Source organism: Demequina rhizosphaerae, assembly GCF_000971255.1.
Lineage (GTDB): Bacteria > Actinomycetota > Actinomycetes > Actinomycetales > Demequinaceae > Demequina > Demequina rhizosphaerae.
On sequence record NZ_BBMC01000002.1, the window covers coordinates 153073 to 171915 of the forward strand.

22 protein-coding genes and 2 tRNA genes are annotated in these 18843 nt (G+C 72.4%); 8 read left to right on the forward strand and 16 right to left on the reverse strand.

From position 1 onward, the window contains the following. Nucleotides 1–79: 79 nt before the first annotated feature. From clpX to AOM07_RS00815, 3 genes are all read right to left on the reverse strand, one after another. Complete coding sequence (gene clpX, locus AOM07_RS00805; protein ID WP_062310344.1) at nucleotides 80–1336, reverse strand: ATP-dependent Clp protease ATP-binding subunit ClpX; 1257 nt, start codon at nucleotides 1334–1336, stop codon at nucleotides 80–82. A 442-nt stretch (nucleotides 1337–1778) separates the two neighbouring features. Beyond that, a complete protein-coding gene (locus AOM07_RS00810) occupies nucleotides 1779–2474 on the reverse strand; it encodes an ATP-dependent Clp protease proteolytic subunit (protein ID WP_082101565.1) in 696 nt (231 codons plus the stop codon). Beyond that, nucleotides 2471–3049, reverse strand: a complete 579-nt coding sequence (locus AOM07_RS00815) for an ATP-dependent Clp protease proteolytic subunit (RefSeq protein ID WP_062299720.1) — start codon at nucleotides 3047–3049, stop codon at nucleotides 2471–2473. Before AOM07_RS00815 ends, AOM07_RS00810 begins: the two co-directional genes overlap by 4 nt. A gap of 177 nt (nucleotides 3050–3226) precedes the next feature. On the opposite strand from AOM07_RS00815, the gene AOM07_RS00820 reads away from it, so the two are divergent. The 3 genes from AOM07_RS00820 (at nucleotide 3227) to AOM07_RS00830 (ending at nucleotide 5043) form a co-directional block, all read left to right on the forward strand. Further along, on the forward strand, nucleotides 3227–3790 hold the full coding sequence (locus AOM07_RS00820) for a DUF4190 domain-containing protein (protein WP_062310347.1): 564 nt from the start codon (nucleotides 3227–3229) through the stop codon (nucleotides 3788–3790). 125 nt (nucleotides 3791–3915) lie between these two features. After that, the gene (locus tag AOM07_RS00825; protein WP_062310350.1) at nucleotides 3916–4368 is read left to right on the forward strand and encodes a DUF4190 domain-containing protein; all 453 of its coding nucleotides are present in this window, start codon (nucleotides 3916–3918) and stop codon (nucleotides 4366–4368) included. Between the two features lie 84 nt (nucleotides 4369–4452). Beyond that, on the forward strand, nucleotides 4453–5043 hold the full coding sequence (locus AOM07_RS00830) for a DUF4190 domain-containing protein (RefSeq protein ID WP_062310353.1): 591 nt from the start codon (nucleotides 4453–4455) through the stop codon (nucleotides 5041–5043). A gap of 86 nt (nucleotides 5044–5129) precedes the next feature. On the opposite strand, the gene tig is transcribed toward AOM07_RS00830, so the two are convergent. Further along, nucleotides 5130–6455 (reverse strand): trigger factor, encoded by a 1326-nt coding sequence (gene tig / locus AOM07_RS00835; protein ID WP_062310356.1) that lies wholly within the window; start codon nucleotides 6453–6455, stop codon nucleotides 5130–5132. A gap of 202 nt (nucleotides 6456–6657) precedes the next feature. Between tig and AOM07_RS00840 the strand changes: the two genes are divergently transcribed. Beyond that, complete coding sequence (locus AOM07_RS00840) at nucleotides 6658–7125, forward strand: MarR family winged helix-turn-helix transcriptional regulator (protein ID WP_062310359.1); 468 nt, start codon at nucleotides 6658–6660, stop codon at nucleotides 7123–7125. A gap of 18 nt (nucleotides 7126–7143) precedes the next feature. Here the strand turns inward: AOM07_RS00840 and AOM07_RS00845 are convergent, their stop codons facing one another. Next, nucleotides 7144–7704, reverse strand: coding sequence for an NYN domain-containing protein (locus AOM07_RS00845; protein ID WP_062310362.1), 561 nt, complete (start codon nucleotides 7702–7704; stop codon nucleotides 7144–7146). Between the two features lie 32 nt (nucleotides 7705–7736). On the opposite strand from AOM07_RS00845, the gene AOM07_RS00850 reads away from it, so the two are divergent. Continuing rightward, nucleotides 7737–8321, forward strand: coding sequence for a GNAT family N-acetyltransferase (locus tag AOM07_RS00850; protein ID WP_062310365.1), 585 nt, complete (start codon nucleotides 7737–7739; stop codon nucleotides 8319–8321). Next, nucleotides 8321–8707 (forward strand): DUF1304 domain-containing protein, encoded by a 387-nt coding sequence (locus AOM07_RS00855; protein WP_062310368.1) that lies wholly within the window; start codon nucleotides 8321–8323, stop codon nucleotides 8705–8707. The genes AOM07_RS00850 and AOM07_RS00855 overlap by 1 nt, the downstream gene beginning before the upstream one ends. Nucleotides 8708–8710: 3 nt before the next feature. On the opposite strand, the gene AOM07_RS00860 is transcribed toward AOM07_RS00855, so the two are convergent. The 5 genes from AOM07_RS00860 to AOM07_RS00880 form a co-directional block, all read right to left on the reverse strand. Further along, the gene (locus AOM07_RS00860; RefSeq protein WP_062310370.1) at nucleotides 8711–9616 is read right to left on the reverse strand and encodes a hypothetical protein; all 906 of its coding nucleotides are present in this window, start codon (nucleotides 9614–9616) and stop codon (nucleotides 8711–8713) included. A 113-nt stretch (nucleotides 9617–9729) separates the two neighbouring features. Further along, entirely contained in the window at nucleotides 9730–9951 is a 222-nt protein-coding gene (locus AOM07_RS00865; protein WP_062310373.1) for a hypothetical protein, read from the reverse strand. A gap of 59 nt (nucleotides 9952–10010) precedes the next feature. Then, nucleotides 10011–10607, reverse strand: a complete 597-nt coding sequence (locus AOM07_RS00870; protein ID WP_062310376.1) for a cation efflux transmembrane domain-containing protein — start codon at nucleotides 10605–10607, stop codon at nucleotides 10011–10013. 34 nt (nucleotides 10608–10641) lie between these two features. Beyond that, nucleotides 10642–11304 carry a DUF4386 domain-containing protein gene (locus tag AOM07_RS00875; protein ID WP_062310378.1) on the reverse strand — a complete coding sequence of 221 codons (663 nt, stop codon included), beginning with the start codon at nucleotides 11302–11304 and terminating at the stop codon, nucleotides 10642–10644. Between the two features lie 77 nt (nucleotides 11305–11381). Further along, the gene (locus AOM07_RS00880) at nucleotides 11382–11939 is read right to left on the reverse strand and encodes a hypothetical protein (protein ID WP_084829995.1); all 558 of its coding nucleotides are present in this window, start codon (nucleotides 11937–11939) and stop codon (nucleotides 11382–11384) included. A 131-nt stretch (nucleotides 11940–12070) separates the two neighbouring features. Here AOM07_RS00880 and AOM07_RS00885 point away from each other — a divergent pair, with 131 nt between their 5' ends. Next, nucleotides 12071–12490: a DoxX family protein gene (locus AOM07_RS00885; RefSeq protein WP_062310382.1), complete on the forward strand. Its 420-nt coding sequence runs from the start codon at nucleotides 12071–12073 to the stop codon at nucleotides 12488–12490. Between the two features lie 82 nt (nucleotides 12491–12572). On the opposite strand, the gene AOM07_RS00890 is transcribed toward AOM07_RS00885, so the two are convergent. Next, a tRNA-Pro gene (locus AOM07_RS00890) sits at nucleotides 12573–12649 on the reverse strand. An 89-nt stretch (nucleotides 12650–12738) separates the two neighbouring features. Here AOM07_RS00890 and AOM07_RS00895 point away from each other — a divergent pair. Next, nucleotides 12739–12809 (forward strand) — tRNA-Gly (locus AOM07_RS00895). A 168-nt stretch (nucleotides 12810–12977) separates the two neighbouring features. Here the strand turns inward: AOM07_RS00895 and AOM07_RS00900 are convergent. The 5 genes from AOM07_RS00900 to AOM07_RS00920 form a co-directional block, all read right to left on the reverse strand. Beyond that, nucleotides 12978–15851: an aminotransferase gene (locus tag AOM07_RS00900; RefSeq protein WP_062310387.1), complete on the reverse strand. Its 2874-nt coding sequence runs from the start codon at nucleotides 15849–15851 to the stop codon at nucleotides 12978–12980. Between the two features lie 75 nt (nucleotides 15852–15926). Continuing rightward, nucleotides 15927–16874 carry an aldo/keto reductase gene (locus AOM07_RS00905; protein WP_062310391.1) on the reverse strand — a complete coding sequence of 316 codons (948 nt, stop codon included), beginning with the start codon at nucleotides 16872–16874 and terminating at the stop codon, nucleotides 15927–15929. Between the two features lie 46 nt (nucleotides 16875–16920). Continuing rightward, entirely contained in the window at nucleotides 16921–17337 is a 417-nt protein-coding gene (locus tag AOM07_RS00910) for a DUF1761 domain-containing protein (RefSeq protein WP_062310394.1), read from the reverse strand. 226 nt (nucleotides 17338–17563) lie between these two features. After that, entirely contained in the window at nucleotides 17564–18040 is a 477-nt protein-coding gene (locus AOM07_RS00915; RefSeq protein ID WP_062310399.1) for an SRPBCC family protein, read from the reverse strand. Between the two features lie 56 nt (nucleotides 18041–18096). After that, a complete protein-coding gene (locus AOM07_RS00920; RefSeq protein WP_062310402.1) occupies nucleotides 18097–18564 on the reverse strand; it encodes an SRPBCC family protein in 468 nt (155 codons plus the stop codon). Between the last annotated feature and the right edge of the window lie 279 nt (nucleotides 18565–18843).

Consider the following 18843-nt stretch of genomic DNA (forward strand, 5'->3'; position numbering starts at 1 on the left):
GGAAACCTCTGAAAAGCGTCGCTGAGTTCCCCGCAGCGCGGTGGGGATGGTGCCGCGGTGGGGGTGGGAAGGCGGGGGCCTAGGCCGCGCCTTGCTCCTCCAGCGGGCCCTCGAAGGCCGGGCGGGCGCGGTCGAGGACCGTCTCGCGGGTGACGATGACGCGTGCGATGTCGTCGCGGCCCGGGACCTCGAACATGGTCTCCTGGAGGACCTCCTCCATGATCGCCCGGAGGCCGCGGGCACCGGTGCCGCGCTCGAGCGCCTGCTCGGCGATCGCGCGCACCGCGTCGTCGTCGAACTCGAGCTCCACGTTGTCGAGCTCGAACATGCGCTGGTACTGCTTCACCAGCGCGTTCTTGGGCTGCGTGAGGATGTTGACCATCGCGTCGACGTCGAGCGGGTTGACGGTCGCGATGACCGGCATGCGGCCGATGAACTCGGGGATGAGGCCGAACTTGTGCAGGTCCGCCGGCGTGACCTCCGAGAAGAGGTCGGAGTTGTCCGCCTCCTTGAGGGTCGAGCCGAAGCCGATGCCCTTGCGGCCCACGCGCGAGCTGATGATCTCCTCGAGGCCGGCGAACGCGCCGCCGAGGATGAACAGCACGTTGGTGGTGTCGATCTGGATGAACTCCTGGTGCGGGTGCTTGCGCCCGCCCTGCGGCGGCACCGAGGCCACGGAGCCCTCGAGGATCTTCAGCAGCGCCTGCTGCACGCCCTCGCCGGACACATCGCGCGTGATCGACGGGTTCTCGGCCTTGCGGGCGACCTTGTCGATCTCGTCGATGTAGATGATGCCGCGCTGGGCCTTGTCGACGTCGTAGTCGGCGGCCTGCAGCAGCTTGAGGAGGATGTTCTCGACGTCCTCGCCCACGTAGCCGGCCTCGGTGAGGGCCGTGGCGTCCGCGATCGCGAAGGGCACGTTGAGCATCTTCGCGAGGGTCTGGGCCAGGTACGTCTTGCCGGTTCCGGTGGGGCCGATGAAGAGGACGTTGGACTTGGCGATGTCCACCTGGTCCTCGTCGCCCTTGAGCCGGGTCTCGCCCGCGCGCACGCGCTTGTAGTGGTTGTACACCGCGACCGACAGGGCGCGCTTGGCGCTGTCCTGGCCCACGATGTACTGCCCCAGGAAGTCGAAGATCTCGCGGGGCTTGGGCAGCTCGGTGAGCTCGGCCTCGACCTGCTCCGCGAACTCCTCCTCGATGATCTCGTTGCACAGCTCGATGCACTCGTCGCAGATGTACACGCCCCCGCCCGCGATGAGCTTGCGCACCTGCTTCTGCGTCTTTCCGCAGAACGAGCACTTGAGCAGGTCGCCGCTGTCGGCGGGTCGGTTCATCCGGAGGCTCCTCTCACGAACGCTGTCGTGCCTCTCCAGGCTACCTAGGTGCTCCGACAAGCGGGAGACGGCGCGCCGGACCCGTGCGGCCCGATCCACGCTAGCAGGCACGACAAGGGAACATCCGGATGAATCGTGACCTTCCCGACATCGCCCCGAAACGCGGCGGGGCCGGCGACGGGCGGGCGGTGGGCGACGGCGACCGGGGAAGCGCCGGACGCGGCGGGCGACGGCGACCGGGGAAGCGCCGGAGGTGGCGGGCTGCGGCCACCGCGGGAGCGCCGGAGGCGACCGGCGAGGCGGGCGAGGCCCAGCCCCGCGACGGGACTGGACGGGACGATGCTCGTCCCGCGACGGCACGAGGCGCGCCCCGGGAACGCACGAGGGGCGCCGCCGCGGATCGCTCCGCGCGCGGCGCCCCTCGTGGACGGCCGGCAGATCCCTACGAGTGGATGATCTGCGTGCCCTTGCGGGACTCGAGCACCTGGTCGACCAGGCCGTACTCCTTGGCCTGCTCGGCCGAGAGGAACGTGTCGCGCTCGATGTCCTCGCGCACCTTCTCCGCGGTCTGACCCGAGTGGAAGGCGAGCGTGTTCTCGAGCCACTCGCGCATGCGGAGCATCTCCTCCGCGTAGATCTCGATGTCCGAGGCCTGCGCACGGGCGCCGCCCTCGATGCGCGGCTGGTGGATCATCACGCGGGCGTTGGGCAGCGCGAGGCGCTTGCCCGGGGTGCCCGCGGCGAGCAGCACCGCCGCCGCCGAGGCCGCCTGGCCGAGGCACACCGTCTGGATCTCCGGCTTGATGTACTGCATCGTGTCGTAGATCGCGGTGAGCGCGGTCTGCGAGCCACCGGGCGAGTTGATGTACAGGGTGATGAGGCGGTCCGGGTCCTGCGACTCGAGGACCAGGAGCTGCGCCATCACGTCGTCGGCGGACGCGTCGTCGATCTGCACGCCGAGGAAGATGATGCGGTCCTCGAACAGCTTCGCGTACGGGTCCTGGCGCTTGAAGCCGTAGGCCGTGCGCTCCTCGAACTGGGGAAGGATGTAGCGCGACGAGGGGGCGTCCGCCGCCCCGCCGCCGAACGTGCCGGCCGTGCGACCGGCCGCCTGGAACGCGCGCTGGATCTCGCTCACGCCTTGCCTCCCTGGGACTTGTCGCCGGCCTCGGCCGCGTGCTTGATGACCTTGTCGACGAAGCCGTACTCGAGGGCCTCGTCCGCGGTGAACCAGCGGTCGCGGTCGGCGTCCTTGGTGATCTGCTCGATCGTCTTGCCGGTCTGCGCGGCGGTGAGGTCGGCGAGCACCTTCTTCATGTGCATGATGAGCTCCGCGTTGATGCGGATGTCGGTCGCGGTGCCGTAGATGCCGCCCGAGGGCTGGTGCATCATCACGCGGGCGTGGGGCGTCGCGAAGCGCTTGCCCGGCGCGCCGGACGAGAGCAGGAACTGGCCCATCGAGGCCGCCATGCCCATCGCGACCGTCGCGACGTCGGGCTTGATGTACTGCATCGTGTCGTAGATCGCCATGCCCGCGGTGATCGAGCCGCCGGGGCTGTTGATGTACAGGTAGATGTCCTGGTCCGGGTCCTCGGCCGCGAGCAGCATCATCTGGGCGCAGATGGCGTTCGCGTTGTCGTCGCGCACCTCGTCGCCCAGCCAGATGATGCGCTCCCGCAGCAGCCGGTTGAAGATCGAGTCGTTGAGCCCCATGCTGGGCCCATCGCCTCGCGCCGTGATGTCGTTCACGTGTCTCCTCCTGTCGAGCGTCCTGGTCGACAGTAACGCGCGCGACCGACGCCGCGATGCCGTTTCCCCCCTGGTTTCGCTACGGGGTGAACGGCTACGGTCGTGTCGGGCGCGAGGGACGCCCGCGATGAGGGGACACGCATGACGACCAACGACGACGCGTACCTGCAGGCCCAGGGCGAGGGGACGATGCGCCCGGTCGAGCCGAGCGCTCCGGTCCAGGAGAGCTGGGACCCGGAGCCCGTCTCGGAGATGACGGTGGCGCCTCCCGCGCCCGTCTCGACCTCCGACTACGCCGCGATGCAGACGCCTCCCGCCCCCGCCCCGAACACGGCCTACGGGGCCGCCGAGAGCTACGCCGCGCCGGGCGGCTACGCGGCCCCCGGCTACGCGGCCCCGGGCGGCGCGACCCCGGGCTACGCGGCCCCCGGGCAGCCCGCCTACGGCTACGCGCCGCGCCCCACGAAGACGTGGATGAACGTCACGTCGCTGGTGTGCGCGCTGCTCGTGCCGGTGGTCGGCTCGCTGCTCGCGGTGATCTTCGGCCACCTGGGGGTCGCGGCGTCCAAGCGCGGCGACGCCGAGTACAAGGGCATCGGCATCGCCGGCCTCGTCCTCGGCTACCTGGGCCTGATCGCGGGCATCGTGTACCTCGTCGCCGCGATCGCGCTCGTGGCGAGCAGCTCGACCGTCACGGTCCAGTAGCCGACCCAGGAGCGACACCCCGAGGAGGGATCAGGGCCGTATCGGGCGCGCGGACGATGCGGCGGCCCCGTCGCGCTCGCTAGCGTCGAGGGAGAGGCCGCCGCCGGGGCGGCGAGGAGGACGCCATGAGCAACGCACCGCAGGACCCGTACGGCCCCACGCCCGACCAGGGCGCCCCGCAGCAGCCCCAGCCGCAGCAGCCGCAGTACGCGCAGCAGCCGCCGGCCTACGCGCAGCCCGCCGCTCCCGCGCCCCAGCCGCCGTACGGCGGCTACGCGCCCGCATCGTCCCGCGAGAAGAACTGGATGGGCCTCACCTCGCTCATCCTGTCCCTCGTGGGCCTCTTCACGTGGTTCACGGCGATCGCGGGCATCGTCTTCGGCCACCTCAGCCTGAGCGCCGCCAAGCGCGGCGAGGCCGACAACCGGGGCACCGGTCTCGCGGGCCTCATCATCGGCTACGTCGTCACGGTGCTCGGCATCGTCGCGATGATCGTGTTCTTCGTCGTCATCGGCTGGGTGGTGAGCGAGTGCGGCGGCGACAACCCCGCCGACTGGTGCACGGACCCGAACGCGTAGGAATACCAGGCCCTCGCCGCGCCCGCGGGGCCGCGCGCGGCTAGCCTGAGGAGAGGTCCCGCACACGCGACCCGAGGAGGGACGATGTCCACGCCCGACGAGAACGAGAAGCCCCCGGAGCCCACCCCGGCGGAGCCGACCGCCTACGAGCCCGCGCCGTCGACCGAGCCGACGCCCGCCGCCCCCGAGCCGCCGGCGCAGCCCGCCGCCGCATCGTCCCCGACTGCGTCCCCGCCGTACCAGCAGCCGGCTCCCCCGTACCAGCAGCAGCCTCAGCAGCCGGCGCCGCCGTACCAGCAGCCCCAGCCGACGTACGCTCAGCCCGGGGCCGCGCAGGCGGGCTACCCGCAGCAGCAGCCCCCGCCGCAGCGCCCGCCGGGCCAGTCCGGCGCGAAGACGTGGATGAACATCACGTCGTTCGTCACGAGCATCCTGGGCCTGGGCCTGGTCGGCGTGATCTTCGGCCACCTGGGCGTGTCCGCGTCGAACAAGGGCGAGGCGGACCTCAAGGGGCTCGGCATCGCGGGCCTCATCCTGGGCTACGTGCAGATCGTCATCGGCATCATCGTGGTCATCGCGGTGATCGTCGGCGTCGCGAGCTGCGCCTCGGACCCCGAGTGCGTCGACTGGTGGACGAACATCCAGAACGAGCTCGACAACGCGATGGCGATCTGACCCGCCCGCCCCCGGACACGGCACGAGGCCCCGGCCACCTCACGGTGACCGGGGCCTCGTCGTGTCTGCGAGCGGGTCGCGGAGGGTTACTCGGCGGCGGCGTCCTCGGCGGCGGCCTCCTCGGCCTTCTCGTCCTCGATCGAGCCGATGACCTCGGAGAGGTCCACCGCGGCGCCCGCGGTGTCGACCACGGTGGCGCGGCGCAGCGCGAAGGCGGTGGCCTTCGAGCGGGCGACCTCGGCGACCATGGCGGGGATCTGGCCGGCCTGCTCCACCTGCTGGATGAAGGTGCCCGGGTCCATGCCGTACTGGCGCGACGAGTTGATGAGGTAGTCGAGGAGCTCGGGCTGCTCGACGTCGATGTCCAGGTCGTCCGCGAGCTGGTCGAGGAGGATCTGGGTGCGGAGGGCCTTGGTGGCCTCCTCGGTGACCTCGGCGCGGTGCTCGTCGTCCTCGAGGCGGTTCTCGTTCTCGAGGTGGTTGTGGACCTCGGTCTCGATGACCTTCTTGGGGAGCTCGAACTCGGTGGCCTCGGTCAGCTTCTCGAGAAGCTTCTCGCGGGCCTCCATGGCCTGGTTGTTGGTCTTGATGCGCGCGGCCTGCGACTGCAGGTCCTCGCGGAGCTCGGCGATGGTGTCGAACTCGGAGGCGAGCTGGGCGAAGTCGTCGTCCGCCTCGGGGAGCTCGCGGGTCTTGACGGCGGTCACCGTGACGGTGATCTGCGCGGTCTCGCCGGCGTGGTCGCCGGCGGCGAGGGGGCCCTCGAAGGTGGTCTGCTCGTCGGCGGACAGGCCGGTGATGGCCTCGTCGATGCCCTCGAGCATGTTGCCGGCGCCCACCTGGTAGGAGGTGCCCTGCACGGTGTCGATGGTCTCGTCGCCGATGACGGCGGTGAGGTCGATGGTGACGAAGTCGCCCTCGGCGGCGGGGCGGTCGACGCCCACGAGGGTGCCGAAGCGCTCGCGGAGCGCGTCCAGGCGCTCGTTGACGTCCTCGTCGGAGACGGCGATCGGCTCGACCTCGATGGTGAGGTCGGTGGCGGCGGGGAGGGTCACCTCGGGGCGCACCTCGACGACCGCGGTGAACTCGAGGCCCTCGTCACCCTCGACGATGCCGGGGACCTTGGTGACCTCGACCTCGGGCTGGCCGAAGGGGCGGATGCCGGTCTCGCGGACGGCCTCCGAGTACCACTTGGGGAGGCCGTCGTTGACGGCGTGCTCGATGATCGCACCCTTGCCGACGCGCTGCTCGAGGACCTTCGCGGGGACCTTGCCCTTGCGGAAGCCGGGGATCTGGACCTGCTTGCCCACGTGCTCGTAGGCGTGCTGCATGCTGTCGGCGAGGTCCGCCTCGGTGAGGTTGACCGTGAGCTTGACGGTCGTGGCGTCGATCTTCTCGAGGGCGCTGGTCACTACGTACTCCTGGCGTCGGTTTGTGGGGCCCGGGGGGCTCCGTCGGCTCCCGCTGTTCGGGCAACCCTGCAATCGTACGCGCCGCACGCGCACAGGCCAATTCGTGGGACATACCTCGCGATGCGGAAGACATACCGGACGATGCGGAGAGCCGGGCCCCGGAGCTCTTGACGGCCGCGCCCGGGGGGCGTGGGATGGCGCCATGGACGATGAGCGTCAGGCCGCCCTCTCGGAGCTGGTCACCGCGGTGCACCGCATGATCCGGGTCACCGTGTCCGCCCACGGCGACCGCACCGCATCGTCAACCCGCCAGCTCCTCGCCACGCTGCACTCCGAGGGCGCGATGTCGATGCGCGACCTCTCGGCCGCCCTGCGGATCGCGGCGCCGGCACTCGCGCACAGCGTGGCGATGCTCGAGGACCGCGGCCTGCTCACGCGCCACCTCGACGCCGGCGGCAGCGGCGCCGACATGGTGGCGCTCACGGACGCGGGCAGCGACGAGGCGGAAGCCTGGCACGCGCAGCTGTCCGCGATGATCCTGCCGGGGCTCGCGCACCTCACCGACGAGGACTGGGCGGTGGTCGCCGGGGCGGCCGCCCGCATCGCGTCCTTCGACGGCGACGCGCTCGAGACGCAGCCGCCCGAGCCACGCGGGCCGCGCCCCGTCTGAGCGCGCCCCGCGAGCCGGCTAGAGGAACTGCGCGGGGTCGAACTCGGAGATCGGGATGATCCGCACGCGCGGCAGCGTCTCGTTGAACGCGTGCACGTCGTACTCGAGGTCGAAGAACTCGAGGCCCTGCTCCTGGAGCTCGATGAAGCCGCTGTTGCGGAACTCGACGAAGCCCGCGAGGCCCACGCGCCGGCCGTCGAGGAGGTCCTCGACCTGATCGACGAAATCGCCGTCGTTGCTCACCAGCACCACGTCGGCGTCGCGCTCGCGCAGCGCCTCCATGGTGCGCTGGATCGCGATGTCGACGACCTTCTCCCCCGCCGAGCCCGACAGCGGCACCGGCCGGAAGCCGATCGCGAGCAGCGCCTGCACGAACGTCATCGGCAGCTCGTTGTTGGCCGCGAGGAAGAACAGGCCCTGGGCCGGCTGACCCCACCGCTCCTCGGTGTGGCGCAGCACGCGCTCCCAGCGCGGACGCTCCTCGGGCCGCGGCCGGCGCCCCAGGATCGACGTGCCGAGCGTGGCGTCGATGTTCTCGCCGTCGACCAGGACGTACGTGACCCGCTTGTCTCTACCCATGCCGCGAGCCTACGCGGGCTTAGCCTGACCGCATGAGCGATCCGCGCATCGTCCCTGCCAACCAGGCCTCCCGCGACGACCTCGACACGGTGATGCGGGAGGGCGGCGACGCGCGCTCGTGCCGCTGCCAGTGGTTCAAGCTCGCGCGGTCCGAGTGGCAGTCCACGGGCCGCGAGGCGCGGGCCGATGCGCTGGCCGAGCAGGCCGCGTGCGGCCGCCCCGACGCGACGTCGACGTCCGGGCTGGTCGCGTACGTCGACGACGAGCCGGCCGGCTGGGTCGCCGTCGAGCCGCGTGTCGCCTATCCGCGCCTGCGGACCGCGCGCATCCCGTGGGCCGGCCGCGACGAGGACCGGGACGATGCGGGGGTGTGGGCGATCACGTGCTTCGTGGTGCGCACGGGCTTCCGCGGGCGGGGGCTCGCGAAGGCGCTCGCCGTCGCGGCCGTCGCGCATGCCCGCGAGCGCGGCGCGACGGCGGTCGAGGGCTACCCGCGCGTGGAGGGCGGGACGGCGTCGGACCTGTTCGTCGGGTCGGCGTCGGTGTTCGCGGCCGCCGGGATGGCGGAGGTGTCGCGACCGACCCCGGGCCGCGCGGTCATGCGCGTGGAGCTGTGATGCTCGCCGCGGCGATGGTGCTGGCGGGGCTCGCGGCGCTCGTGCATGTGGCCATCTTCTGGCTCGAGTCGGTCGCGTGGATGCGGCCGGAGACGCGGCGGGTGTTCGGGATCGCGTCGGAGGACGATGCGCGGGTCACCCGGACGCTCGCGTACAACCAGGGCTTCTACAACCTGTTCCTCGCGGTGGTCGCGGGGACGGGCATCGTGCTGCTCGCGGCCGGGTCGACCGCGGCGGGCGCGGCGCTGGTCTACGCGGGCTGCGGGTCGATGGCCGCGGCCGCGCTCGTGCTGGTGTCGGGGTCGCGGGCGTACGCGCGGGCGGCCGCGTTCCAGGGCGTGCTGCCGCTGCTCGCCATCGTCGCGCTCACCGTCGCGGTGGCGTGACGGTCACCGCGCCTCGACGGGAAGGCCGGACTGGCGGTACTCGAGGGTCTGCACCGTCCAGAAGATCGCGAACAGCCCCAGGACCGCCGCCTCGATCCAGAACACGAGCGGGGTGGTGTCGGCGGAGCCGCGGCGCAGCTCGACGACCCCTATGACGGCGCCCAGCGCCAGCACGACCGCGAGCGCCCAGGCGATCGTCCGGTAGACCGGGGCGGCGCGCAGCGGCCTGCGCGCGAAGCTGAACGTGTGGCCGGTGTCGCGCGCGTTGAGGAAAGCGACGGCGATCATCGCGGCGATCGCGGAGATCGCGGCGGCGTAGTGGCCGAGGTCGAGGATCCACCCGCGCACGCCCTCGCCCCACCAGCCCCAGAAGCCGGGCACGAACAGCACCCACAAGGCGGTCGCGGCGGCGAGGCCCCAGCGGTCGAAGCGGTCGCCCCAGCGGCGCGCCCGCAGCGTGAAGAAGGCGAAGACCAGCCCGGCGAGGCCCACGATGGCGAGGCTCGTCACCGTGACGTCGACGAGGTCGAGGTAGCGCGCCGGGACGCAGGCCTCGCGGCGCGGGCATGCGGCGCCCTCGTCCCCCTTGAGGGGCGTGGGGATGGCGGCGACGATCGGCAGGAGCAGGCCGGCGATGTCGAGAAGCGCGTTCTCGGGCCCGGGACGGCCGCGGATCGCGATCGCGAGGATCCCGGCGGCGACGAGCGTGGCCACGAAGATGCTCTGCACCGGCGAGTAGAAGTACGCGCTCATCGAGCTGCGCAGGTCGCCGCCGTCGTGGACGATCTGCACACCCAGGCCGACGAACAGCAGGAGCACCATGGCCGCCACGGCCACGCGCATGTAGAGGTAGGTGCGGACGATCCCCTGGGACAGGCCGTCGTCCGGTGCCGTCGCGTCGGTCCCCATCGAGCCCCCTCGATCCCGCCTGCACGGTCGTCCTCCATTCAAGCACCGTGGGTGGGTGCGGCGTCGGGGCGCGGACCTCGCGGGGCCCGCCCCGCGCTCGGGGCGGCCGCGGGTCAGCGGGCGATCGCGCGCACCTTGGGGCCGGACATCGGCAGCCCCGCGAGGGGTGCCAGCAGGCATACGTCGAGCACGCCGACGGCCATGAAGACCGCGGCGGGCGCGAGCAGCCACAGCCAGGCGCCGCCGAGGGCGACCCCGGCGATGCCGAGCGCGATGCCCGCGAGCGACCGGGTCCACCGGCCGGCGGGCGAGCTCATGAAGCGAACGAAGGACATGGGGACCTCCTCTCCCCTCGAGGCTATACCCGGGAGGGTATGCGCGGGAGGGGTCGCGCTCAGGCCTCGGCCTGCTTGGCCTCGAGACGCTCCTTCGACGCGGCGCGCCACACCTTGACGCCCGCGTCCGCGTTGAGCAGCGCGATGCCCACCCCCACGACGATGTCCGGCCAGCCGGAGACCCACGCCAGCGCGATCGCGGCGGAGGCGATGATCGCGACGTTCGCGAGCGCGTCGTTGCGGGCCGACAGCCACGCGGCGCGCGCGAGCGACCCGCCCGTGTGGCGGTGCCGCACCAGGATCGCGGCGGCGGCGAGGTTGGCGAGGAGCGCGCCGAAGGCCGTCACGGTGAGGGGGATCGTCTCCGGTCGCGTGGGATCGAGGATCTTCACGACCGCGGTGACGAGCGTGACGATCGCGGGCACGAGGATGACGATCGCGAGCGCATGCCCCACGCGCGAGCGCCGGTGCAGCGGCCACGCGGCCGCGAAGAAGATCAGCAGGTTGAGGATGCCGTCCTCGAGGAAGTCGATCGAGTCCGCGACGAGCGCGACGGAGCCGATGAGCTGCGACACCGTGAACTCGACGACGGCATAGCCGAGGTTGATGAGGGCGACGGCGAGGACGGCACGGCGGAGCGGATCGAGGCGGGTCACGCGACCATGGTGCCAGGCGGGGTGGCGACGGCGATCAGCGCGGCGCGGGCTCCGGCGCCCCCCGCACGAGAAGCCACAGCGACAGTCCCGCCTCGGCGAGGAAGCTGATGGCGAACGCGGGGTAGCTGAGCTCGGGCCGGTCGGGCACGAGCAGCGCCTGCAGGAACCAGAACGCGACGGCGACGGCGTCGAGCAGCACGAGGTAGGCCAGCGCGCGCGGCACGAGCCGGGAACGGAGCAGCAGCACGCCGAGCGGCACGAGCCACGTGCTGAAGAAGAGCTGGGCGGCCACCACCCCGTTGCCGTGCAGCTCGATCGCGACGAGGGCCGCGCCGGCGGGCGCATCCGCGACGACGCCCACGGTGAGCACGACCAGGCTCGCCGCATAGACCGCGACGCCGACAGCGTTGAGCACCAGGAACAGCTGTGCGAGATTCCTGCCGAAGGGCCGCAGCAGCACCTGGAGTGCCCACGCGGCGAGCAGGAACAGCAACTGCGACACCAGCGCGAAGACCAGCCCCACCCGGAAGCGCATCTCCGCGGTGGCGATGAGGTCGGCGAGCGCGTCCTCGTTGCTCAGGCCGATGCGGCCGATCTGGTCCGCGAGGAACGACGCGAGGATGAAGGAGAGGTAGAGCGCCCCGGCGGTCCGGGCGATCGCGGACCTGCGCTGCTGAGCCTCGGACGAGACCGCCATCACGACCCCCTCGGGCGGCGAGCTTCGACCCCTCCAGTCAAGCACTCCGCGCGCCCGCGCGTCGGGTCGGAGTCGGGTCACCCGCCGGGCGTGCACCCGGGAGGCGCGGAGTTGCCGCTGATGAGGAAGTCGTCGCACTGCAGGTAGTACGGGTGGAGCCAGCCGAGCAGCAGGCTGAGGCCCGCCACCGCCACGACGATCAGCGCGGCACCGAGCCGGCCGCGCAGCGGAACGGCATCCACCAGGTCATGACGGACGGTGGTCAGCAGGACCCACAGCATCGCGGGGAGGCCGACGACCGTCACGACGGCACCGAAGACCCTGAGGACGGCGCTCACCGCGCTCTCCCCCGGCGGCGTCACCAGCTCCCCCACCACCCACAGGCTCGGCAGCGCGAGGCTCGCCAGCAGCGGCCACGACGGCCGCGGCCCGCCCTGCTTCAGCAGAAGCACGAGCAGCGCAGCCGTCGCTGCGGCCCAGAGCATCAGGATCTGCTCGAAGAAGACACGCCCCCACGCACCCACGGTGAACGCCGGCCACCAGACGACGGTCGCGGTCGCGACCACGAACGCCCCCACGGTGCGACGCGCGCGCAACGCCGCATCGTCCGACCCCGGCGCATCCTCCGTCGCCATGGCGCCCCTCTCGAGTCGCGCTCCCCTCAGTGAAGCACCGCCGCCGCGCGAGCGCTCCCAGAGGGTAGTTGACACGTCAACTCTCTCGCCCTACATTTACTTCAACCTACAAGCATTCAAAGGAAACCCCCATGGACACCGTCTTCCTCATCGCGCGCATCCTGCTCGCGGTCATCTTCCTGCTCTCCGCCGTCGGGCACGTCGTGAACGCGAACGCCATGGCGCAGTACGCCGACTACAAGGGCGCCCCGGGCGGCAAGGCCGGCGTCATCGCGTCCGGCATCGCCATGGGCGTCGGCGGCCTCATGATCCTGCTCGGCGTGTACGGCGAGATCGGCGCGCTGCTCATCGCCGCCACGCTCATCCCGATCACCTTCTTCATGCACGCGTTCTGGAAGGAGTCCGACCCCCAGGCGCGTCAGACCGAGCAGATCTCGTTCAACAAGAACCTGGGCCTCATCGGCGGCGCGCTGGCGCTGTTCCTGCTCTTCGCGAGCCAGGGCGCGGCCGCGGGGCTCACCATCACCGAGCCGCTCATCACCATCGCCTGAGCGGCACCGGCGATGCGGAAGGGGCGGGCCGATCGGCCCGCCCCTTCGCGCTTGCGGGCGGGTCGCTCGCCACGTGCCGCGGTGGTCGGGGTGACAGGATTCGAACCTGCGACCCTCTGCTCCCAAAGCAGATGCGCTACCAAGCTGCGCTACACCCCGTTCGCGCCGCTGCGGGCGCGTGTCCCTCGCTCCGGCGAGGCTCCGCTACTCTAGTACGCGCCGAGCGCGCGTCAGCGCCGGTCGGCTTCGCGGGTGTAGCTCAATGGTAGAGCCTCAGTCTTCCAAACTGATTACGCGGGTTCGATTCCCGTCACCCGCTCTCTCGCGCAAGGCCCGTTCCGTCAGGAGCGGGCCTTCGTCGTTCCGCGGCGGCAGCGCCGTCCGGGCCGCGCTTCCTGGGAGGTGCCGAGCGCCCGATTTCCGCTGTTCTGAGCAGTCAGCACCTCGCAGCGCGGCGAGGTGCGCGGCGAACGAAGCGGCGCGAGGCCTACAGCGCCGCCCAGGCCTCCCGCCGCACCATCACCCGCTCGAGCGCCTCCAAGAACCGCGCCACCGCGGCCTCGTCGATCGTGAGCGGCGGCTTGATCTTGAGCACGTTCTTGTGGTCCCCGGTCGGCTGCACGATGACGCCCTCCTCGAGCAGCGCCTCGCAGATCTCGCGGGCGCCGGCCGGGTCCGGCTCGTCCGGCCCGCCGCGCACCACCTCGACGCCCAGGTACAGCCCCATCCCATGGACGGCACCCAGCGCGGGGAAGCGCGCGCACAGGTCGAGCAGCCCGCCCCGCAGCCGCTCCCCCATCACCCGGGCGTTCTCCTGCAGCCCGTCCTCATCGAGCACCCGCAGGACCGTCGACCCCACCACGGAGCTCACCGGGCTGCCGCCCGCCGACGAGAAGAACGACCCCTCGACGGCGAAGCGCTCCGCGATCTCGCGTGTCGTGACGACCGCGCCGAGCGGGTGCCCGTTCCCCATCGCCTTCGCGACCGCGATCACGTCGGGGACGACGCCCTGCTGCTCGAAGCCCCAGAAGTGCGCGCCGAGCCGGCCGTAGCTCACCTGCACCTCGTCCGACACGACGAGGCCTCCGCGCGCCCGCACCGCCTCGGCGAGCCCATGCAGGTAGCCGTCGGGCAGCACGATGCCTCCGCCGTTGCCGAAGATCGGCTCCGCGACGAGGCCCGCCAGGGCGACGCCCTCATCGTCCAGCGCCGCGAGCCGCGCGAGCGCGTCCTCGAGGTACCGCCCCGCCTCGGCACCCCGGTGGCGCCCGCGGTAGGTGTTGGGGGCGTCGAGCAGGCGGACCCATTCCGGGCGCGACTCGAGCGCGCCCGGGTTGTCGCCGAGCGAGGTCGAGATCGCGTCGGCCCCCACGGTCCAGCCGTGGTATGCCTCGGTGAGCGCGAGGATGTCGCTCCGGCCGGTGGCCGCGCGCGCGATGCGGATCGCGAGGTCGACCGCCTCGGAGCCGCTGTTGACCAGCAGCACGGCGTCGAGACCCTCGGGCGCGCGCGCCGCGAGCTCCTCCGAGTACGCCACGACCGCCTCGTAGTGGAAGCGCGAGTTGGTGTTGAGGAGCCTCAGCTGACGGGCGACTGCCTCCGCGACACGCGGCTCGCCGTGGCCGAGGATCGCCACGTTGTTGACCATGTCGAGGTAGCCACGACCGGTCGTGTCGAGCAGGTGGTGGCGCCAGCCGCGCTCGACGCGCGGCGGAACCTCGTAGTAGTGCTCCTGCACCGCGGCGAAGACCGCGTCGCGAGCGGCCAGCAGCGCCTCGGGCGAACGGGACGATGCGAGGTTCGCGGGGACGCGGCCCAGCAGCGGGGCGGGATCCGGGCAGAGCGCCTCCCAGGCCTCGTCGTGGCCAGGAGCCGTCCGCGCGGGCGGAGCGAGCTCCGGCAGCACCGACTGCCACAGCAGCACCACGGCCACGCCGTCGCCGCCCGCCGCGGCGTGCGCGAGGGTCTCGCCCGCGACGACGCGCGTGCCGGCGGCCGCCGCCGGGTCGATGCCGCGCAGGTGGACGGCGGGTCCGTAGTCGACGCGCACCGTGAGCGCGTCGCCGTCGACGGCGGTCACGACGCCGCCGTTGGGGCTGACCACGACGGTGCCCGGCGCGACGGCGATCGCTCGCCCCGCGAGACGCGAGCGCGGCGTGCCCGCATGCCCGGCCTCAGGCAGGAGGAGATGCTCGCCGTAGCGCGTGAGCGCGCCCGCGCCGTCGCCGCGCGCGTGCGCCAGCGCTGCACGGAGCGCGTCGGGCGCGAGCCACGCGCCGCCGTCGTAGACGGGCGAGGTCACCGCCAGGTCGACCTCGGGCGCGTCGGCGAGCCCCGCGATCATGGGCGTGTAGGTCCGCGAGGCGGGCTCGGGGATCCGGCCCAGCGCGTGCCGCACGAGCAGCTCGGCCTCCTCGAACCCGAGCGACAGCGCGCGCTCGAGCATGCGGTCCTCGAGCGGGCGCCGCACGCGCGCGTAGTCGTTCGACGGGTCCTCGGCCACGACCCGCTCGCCCGCGGTCGCGAGCACGACGGCGCGTGCGACCACCAGCGGCCACACCGCGGCGATCTCCTCCGGCGTCAGAGCGACCACCGCGTCGAACGCCGCGATCGCGTCGAGAGCATCGCGCAGCGCCGGGCCGTCGTGCTGCAGCAGCCCGCAGGCCGCCACGGCGGCCTCGGCCACCAGCCACCCCCGCCCCAGGTCGCCGAAGTCGATGACGCCCGCGATGGCGCCGTCCGCGCCCAGCACCACGTTGTCGGCGGTGAGGTCGCCGTGGATCGGCTGGACCCGCAGCGAGTCACGCACGTGCAGGATCCGGCGCTCCGCCTCCGCGAGCACCCGCGGGAGCTGCTCACGGCGCGCGCCGCGCAGCACCGGCATCGCTTCCGCGACCACGCGACGCGCCTCGCGCAGGTCCCAGTCGCCCCCGTCGGCGAGCCCCGGGTGGTCGAAGCCGGCGAGCGCCGCCGCCACGGATCCCGCCCGCGCGCCGAGCGCGGCGGGCAACCCCGAGGGAAGGCGTGCGCCGCCTGCAGGCTCGCCCTCGAGGAAGTCGAGGACGCGGGCATGGGTCCCGTCGCCCAGGGGCACGATGCGCGCGGCGCCGAGGGAGGCATGGGCGCGCGGGACCGCGACGCCCGCCGCGGCGAGGTGCGCGAGCGCCGCGTCCTGGGCCTCGAGCTCCGTGCGCGCGATGCCGGCGTGCGAGACCTTGAGGAGGCGGCGCGAGCCGTCACCGAGGATGAGGAGGACGTTGCGGTCCTCGTTGCTCCCGAGGGACCGGGCATCGGCGATGTCGAGGCCCCACCCCCGCGCGGCGAGCGCGCGCAGGGCGGCCAGGTCGTGGTCGGCGCTCATGATGAGCGCATCGTCGCACGCCTGCCTGCGGGCCGCCCGCGACGCGCTCGACGCCGCGCGCGGCCCGCATCGTCCCTACGCGGAGGCCTCGGAGAGGGCCGCGATCTCGTCGGCGGTCAGCTCGAGCGTCATGGCCGCGAGCAGCGGCTCGAGCTGCTCGAGCGTGCGGGCCGAGGCGATCGGCGCCGCCACGGTCGGCTGGTCGCGCAGCCAGGCGAGCGCAACCGCCGCGACGGGCACGTCGTTGGCCTCGGCCGCGGCGTCGAGCGCGGCGAGCACCCGGCGGCCGCGGTCGTCGAGGTACTCGCCGGCCTGGGCCGCCCGCTGGCTGTCGACGGTCGCGCCGTCGCGGTACTTGCCGGTGAGGAAGCCCTTCGCGAGCGCCCAGTACGGCAGCACGCCGAGGCCGTGGCGCTCGGCGGCGGCGCGCAGCTCGCCCTCGAACCCGCGCTCCATGAGGTTGTAGTGCGGCTGCAGCGCGACGGGCCGGTGGAGGCCTTCGCGCTCGGCGATCGCGAACCACTCGTCGATCCGGTTGGCGCTGTAGTTGGAGATGCCGATCTCGCGCACGAGGCCCTGGTCGACCAGCCGCGAGAACTCCGCGGCGGTCTCCTCGAGCGGAGTCGCGGCGTCGTCGAAGTGCGCGTAGTAGAGGTCGATGCGGTCGGTCTGGAGCCGCGCGAGGCTCGCGCGGGCGGCCGCGGCGATGTTCTCGGCGGACAGGCCCGGGTACTCCGGGTGCTGGCTCACCTTGGTCGCGACGACGACGTCGTCGCGACGTCCGCGGCTCGCGAGCCACTCGCCGATGACGGTCTCGGACTCGCCTCCGCGGTTGCCCTCGGCCCAGGCCGAGTAGACGTCCGCAGTGTCGATCATGGTGCCGCCACCCCCGACGAAGGCGTCGAGGATCGCGTACGAGGCGTCGCGGCCGGCGGTCCAGCCGAAGACGTTCCCGCCGAGCGCCAACGAGGCGCGGGACAGGTCGAGGGTTCCGAGGGCGGTGGCGGTGATCTCTGCTGTCATGCAGATGTCAACGATCGACGGCGCCCACGATTCCCGGACCGAGGGCCTAGAAGAGCCCGAGGATCACGCCGGCGACCGCGAGCGCCACCGTGTCGTGAGCCGTGTCGATGACGGTCACCGCCGGGCTGCGCACCGCGAAGCCGTTGTGGATCGCGTGCGCGCCGCCGCGGAACACGAAGCCGACGAGCGCGCCCAGCAGCAGGCCGCCCGACCAGTCGTCGACGCCGAGCCCGTTCATCAGCATCGCGAGCAGGATGACGCCCAGGATGTTGAACAGGATGGTGCCGCCGAACGCCGCGCCCATGTTGGCGTCCTTCATGAGGTCGTCGGTGACCCCGGCCCGGTCCCGCCACACCTTCCAGAAGCCCGCCGGCGAGTACCACCACCAGCCGATCGCGAAGCTGACGACGAACGCCACGAGCACCGCGACCCAGTCGATCCCGTCGAACGTGAACCAGTCCATGACCCCTCCCCCGGGTCCGCGGGCCGCGGCGGCGGCCCGTCATCGTGAGCGTAGCCCCGAGTCGCCGGCCCCGCCCCTCCTGCGGCAACCGGCAAACGAGACCGTGCTCGCGCGCATCGTCCCTGGTGTCGGTCGACGAGGTCGGCGGGATACGCCGGTTGCGTGCGTCGCGCGGCGGGCCGGGTGGGCCCGATGCGCCGGTTGCGTGCGCCGCGCGGCGGGCCGCTCAGCCGGGGTCGGGGTCGGTGCCCTCGGCGGTGGCCGCGATGTGCTCGAGGTCCTGAGCGAGCGCCTTCTGCGTGGCCTTCATGCCGGCCTTGCCGAAGAGGAACCAGCCGATGCGCTGCGCCGGGCCGGGATCCGGGGTCTCGGCGGAGAAGTCGCACACGAGCCGTGTGCCGCCGTCGACCTCCTCGAGCGAGTAGACGGTCCGGTACTGCGTGCCGCGGGACTCCGCGTGGATCGCGGTCGAGCGCGGGGCGTCGACCTCGACGACCTCCATCTCCTCGGTCTCCTCGCGTCCCCACATCTTGCGCGTCTCGCGCCACCGCACGCCGACGTCGTACCCCTCGCCCTCGAGCCGCTCGAGGCTCACGATCGCGGGGATCACCTCCACCGCGTAGTCGAGGTCCGTGATGACGTCCCAGACCCGTTCGACCGCCGCGGCGATCTCCCTCTCGGCGCGCACGCTGTGCCCCACCATGACCCGTCCCCTCTGCCGGTTGCGCTCAGGCTAACCCTCTCGAACCCCTCCGACGCTCAGGAGAAGTGCCTGATGAGGTCGCCGATGTCGGCCTTGAGGCGGACGGTGCCGCCGAGCGAGAAGAAGGTCGAGATCGCCCTGCGCATCGCGCGCTCCGCGATCGACGGGTTCGCCTGATAGACGTGGAAGACACGGCGCACGAGCGTGCCGTCCTCGGACTCCTGCAGGAACGTGGTCGACGTGAACTCGCCGTCGGGACCCACCCGCTCCTGGACAAGGCGATGATAGGGATCCGTCGCGACGGTGGTGAGCCGCACCACCACGGGCTCGCTGCCGGCGTCCTTCTCGGTGAACTGCATGACGTGGCCGACCTCGCCGGGGATCCCCTCCTCCGTCGCCGCCTGGCTCACCATGGTGAACACTTCGACGCGCAGCTCCGGGTCGGTGAGCGCATGCCAGACGTCCTTCGCGGACGCAGGCACGAGCCCCTCCCTCTCGACCGACACATCCAGCGGCCCGGGCATGACGCCTCCTCCTCCGCGGGCGCTCGGGGCGCGCCCCTCCTCCCACCGTAATAGCAGGAACGGCGCGTCGCCCGGAGGGTTGCCACCGCCGCGGGCGCGGCGCTAGCCTGACCTCGAAGCCCACGAAAGGTCCGGGAGATGAGCATCGAGCGCCGTGCGGTCGCCGCACCCGCCTCTGCCCTCCCCGCGTGCGCTCTCGATGACACCTGTGGCCGTTGCTGCGGCTGCTGCTGTCTGTAGAGCGCTGGAAGCGCCTCGCCCGGCCACCGGCCGAGCCTC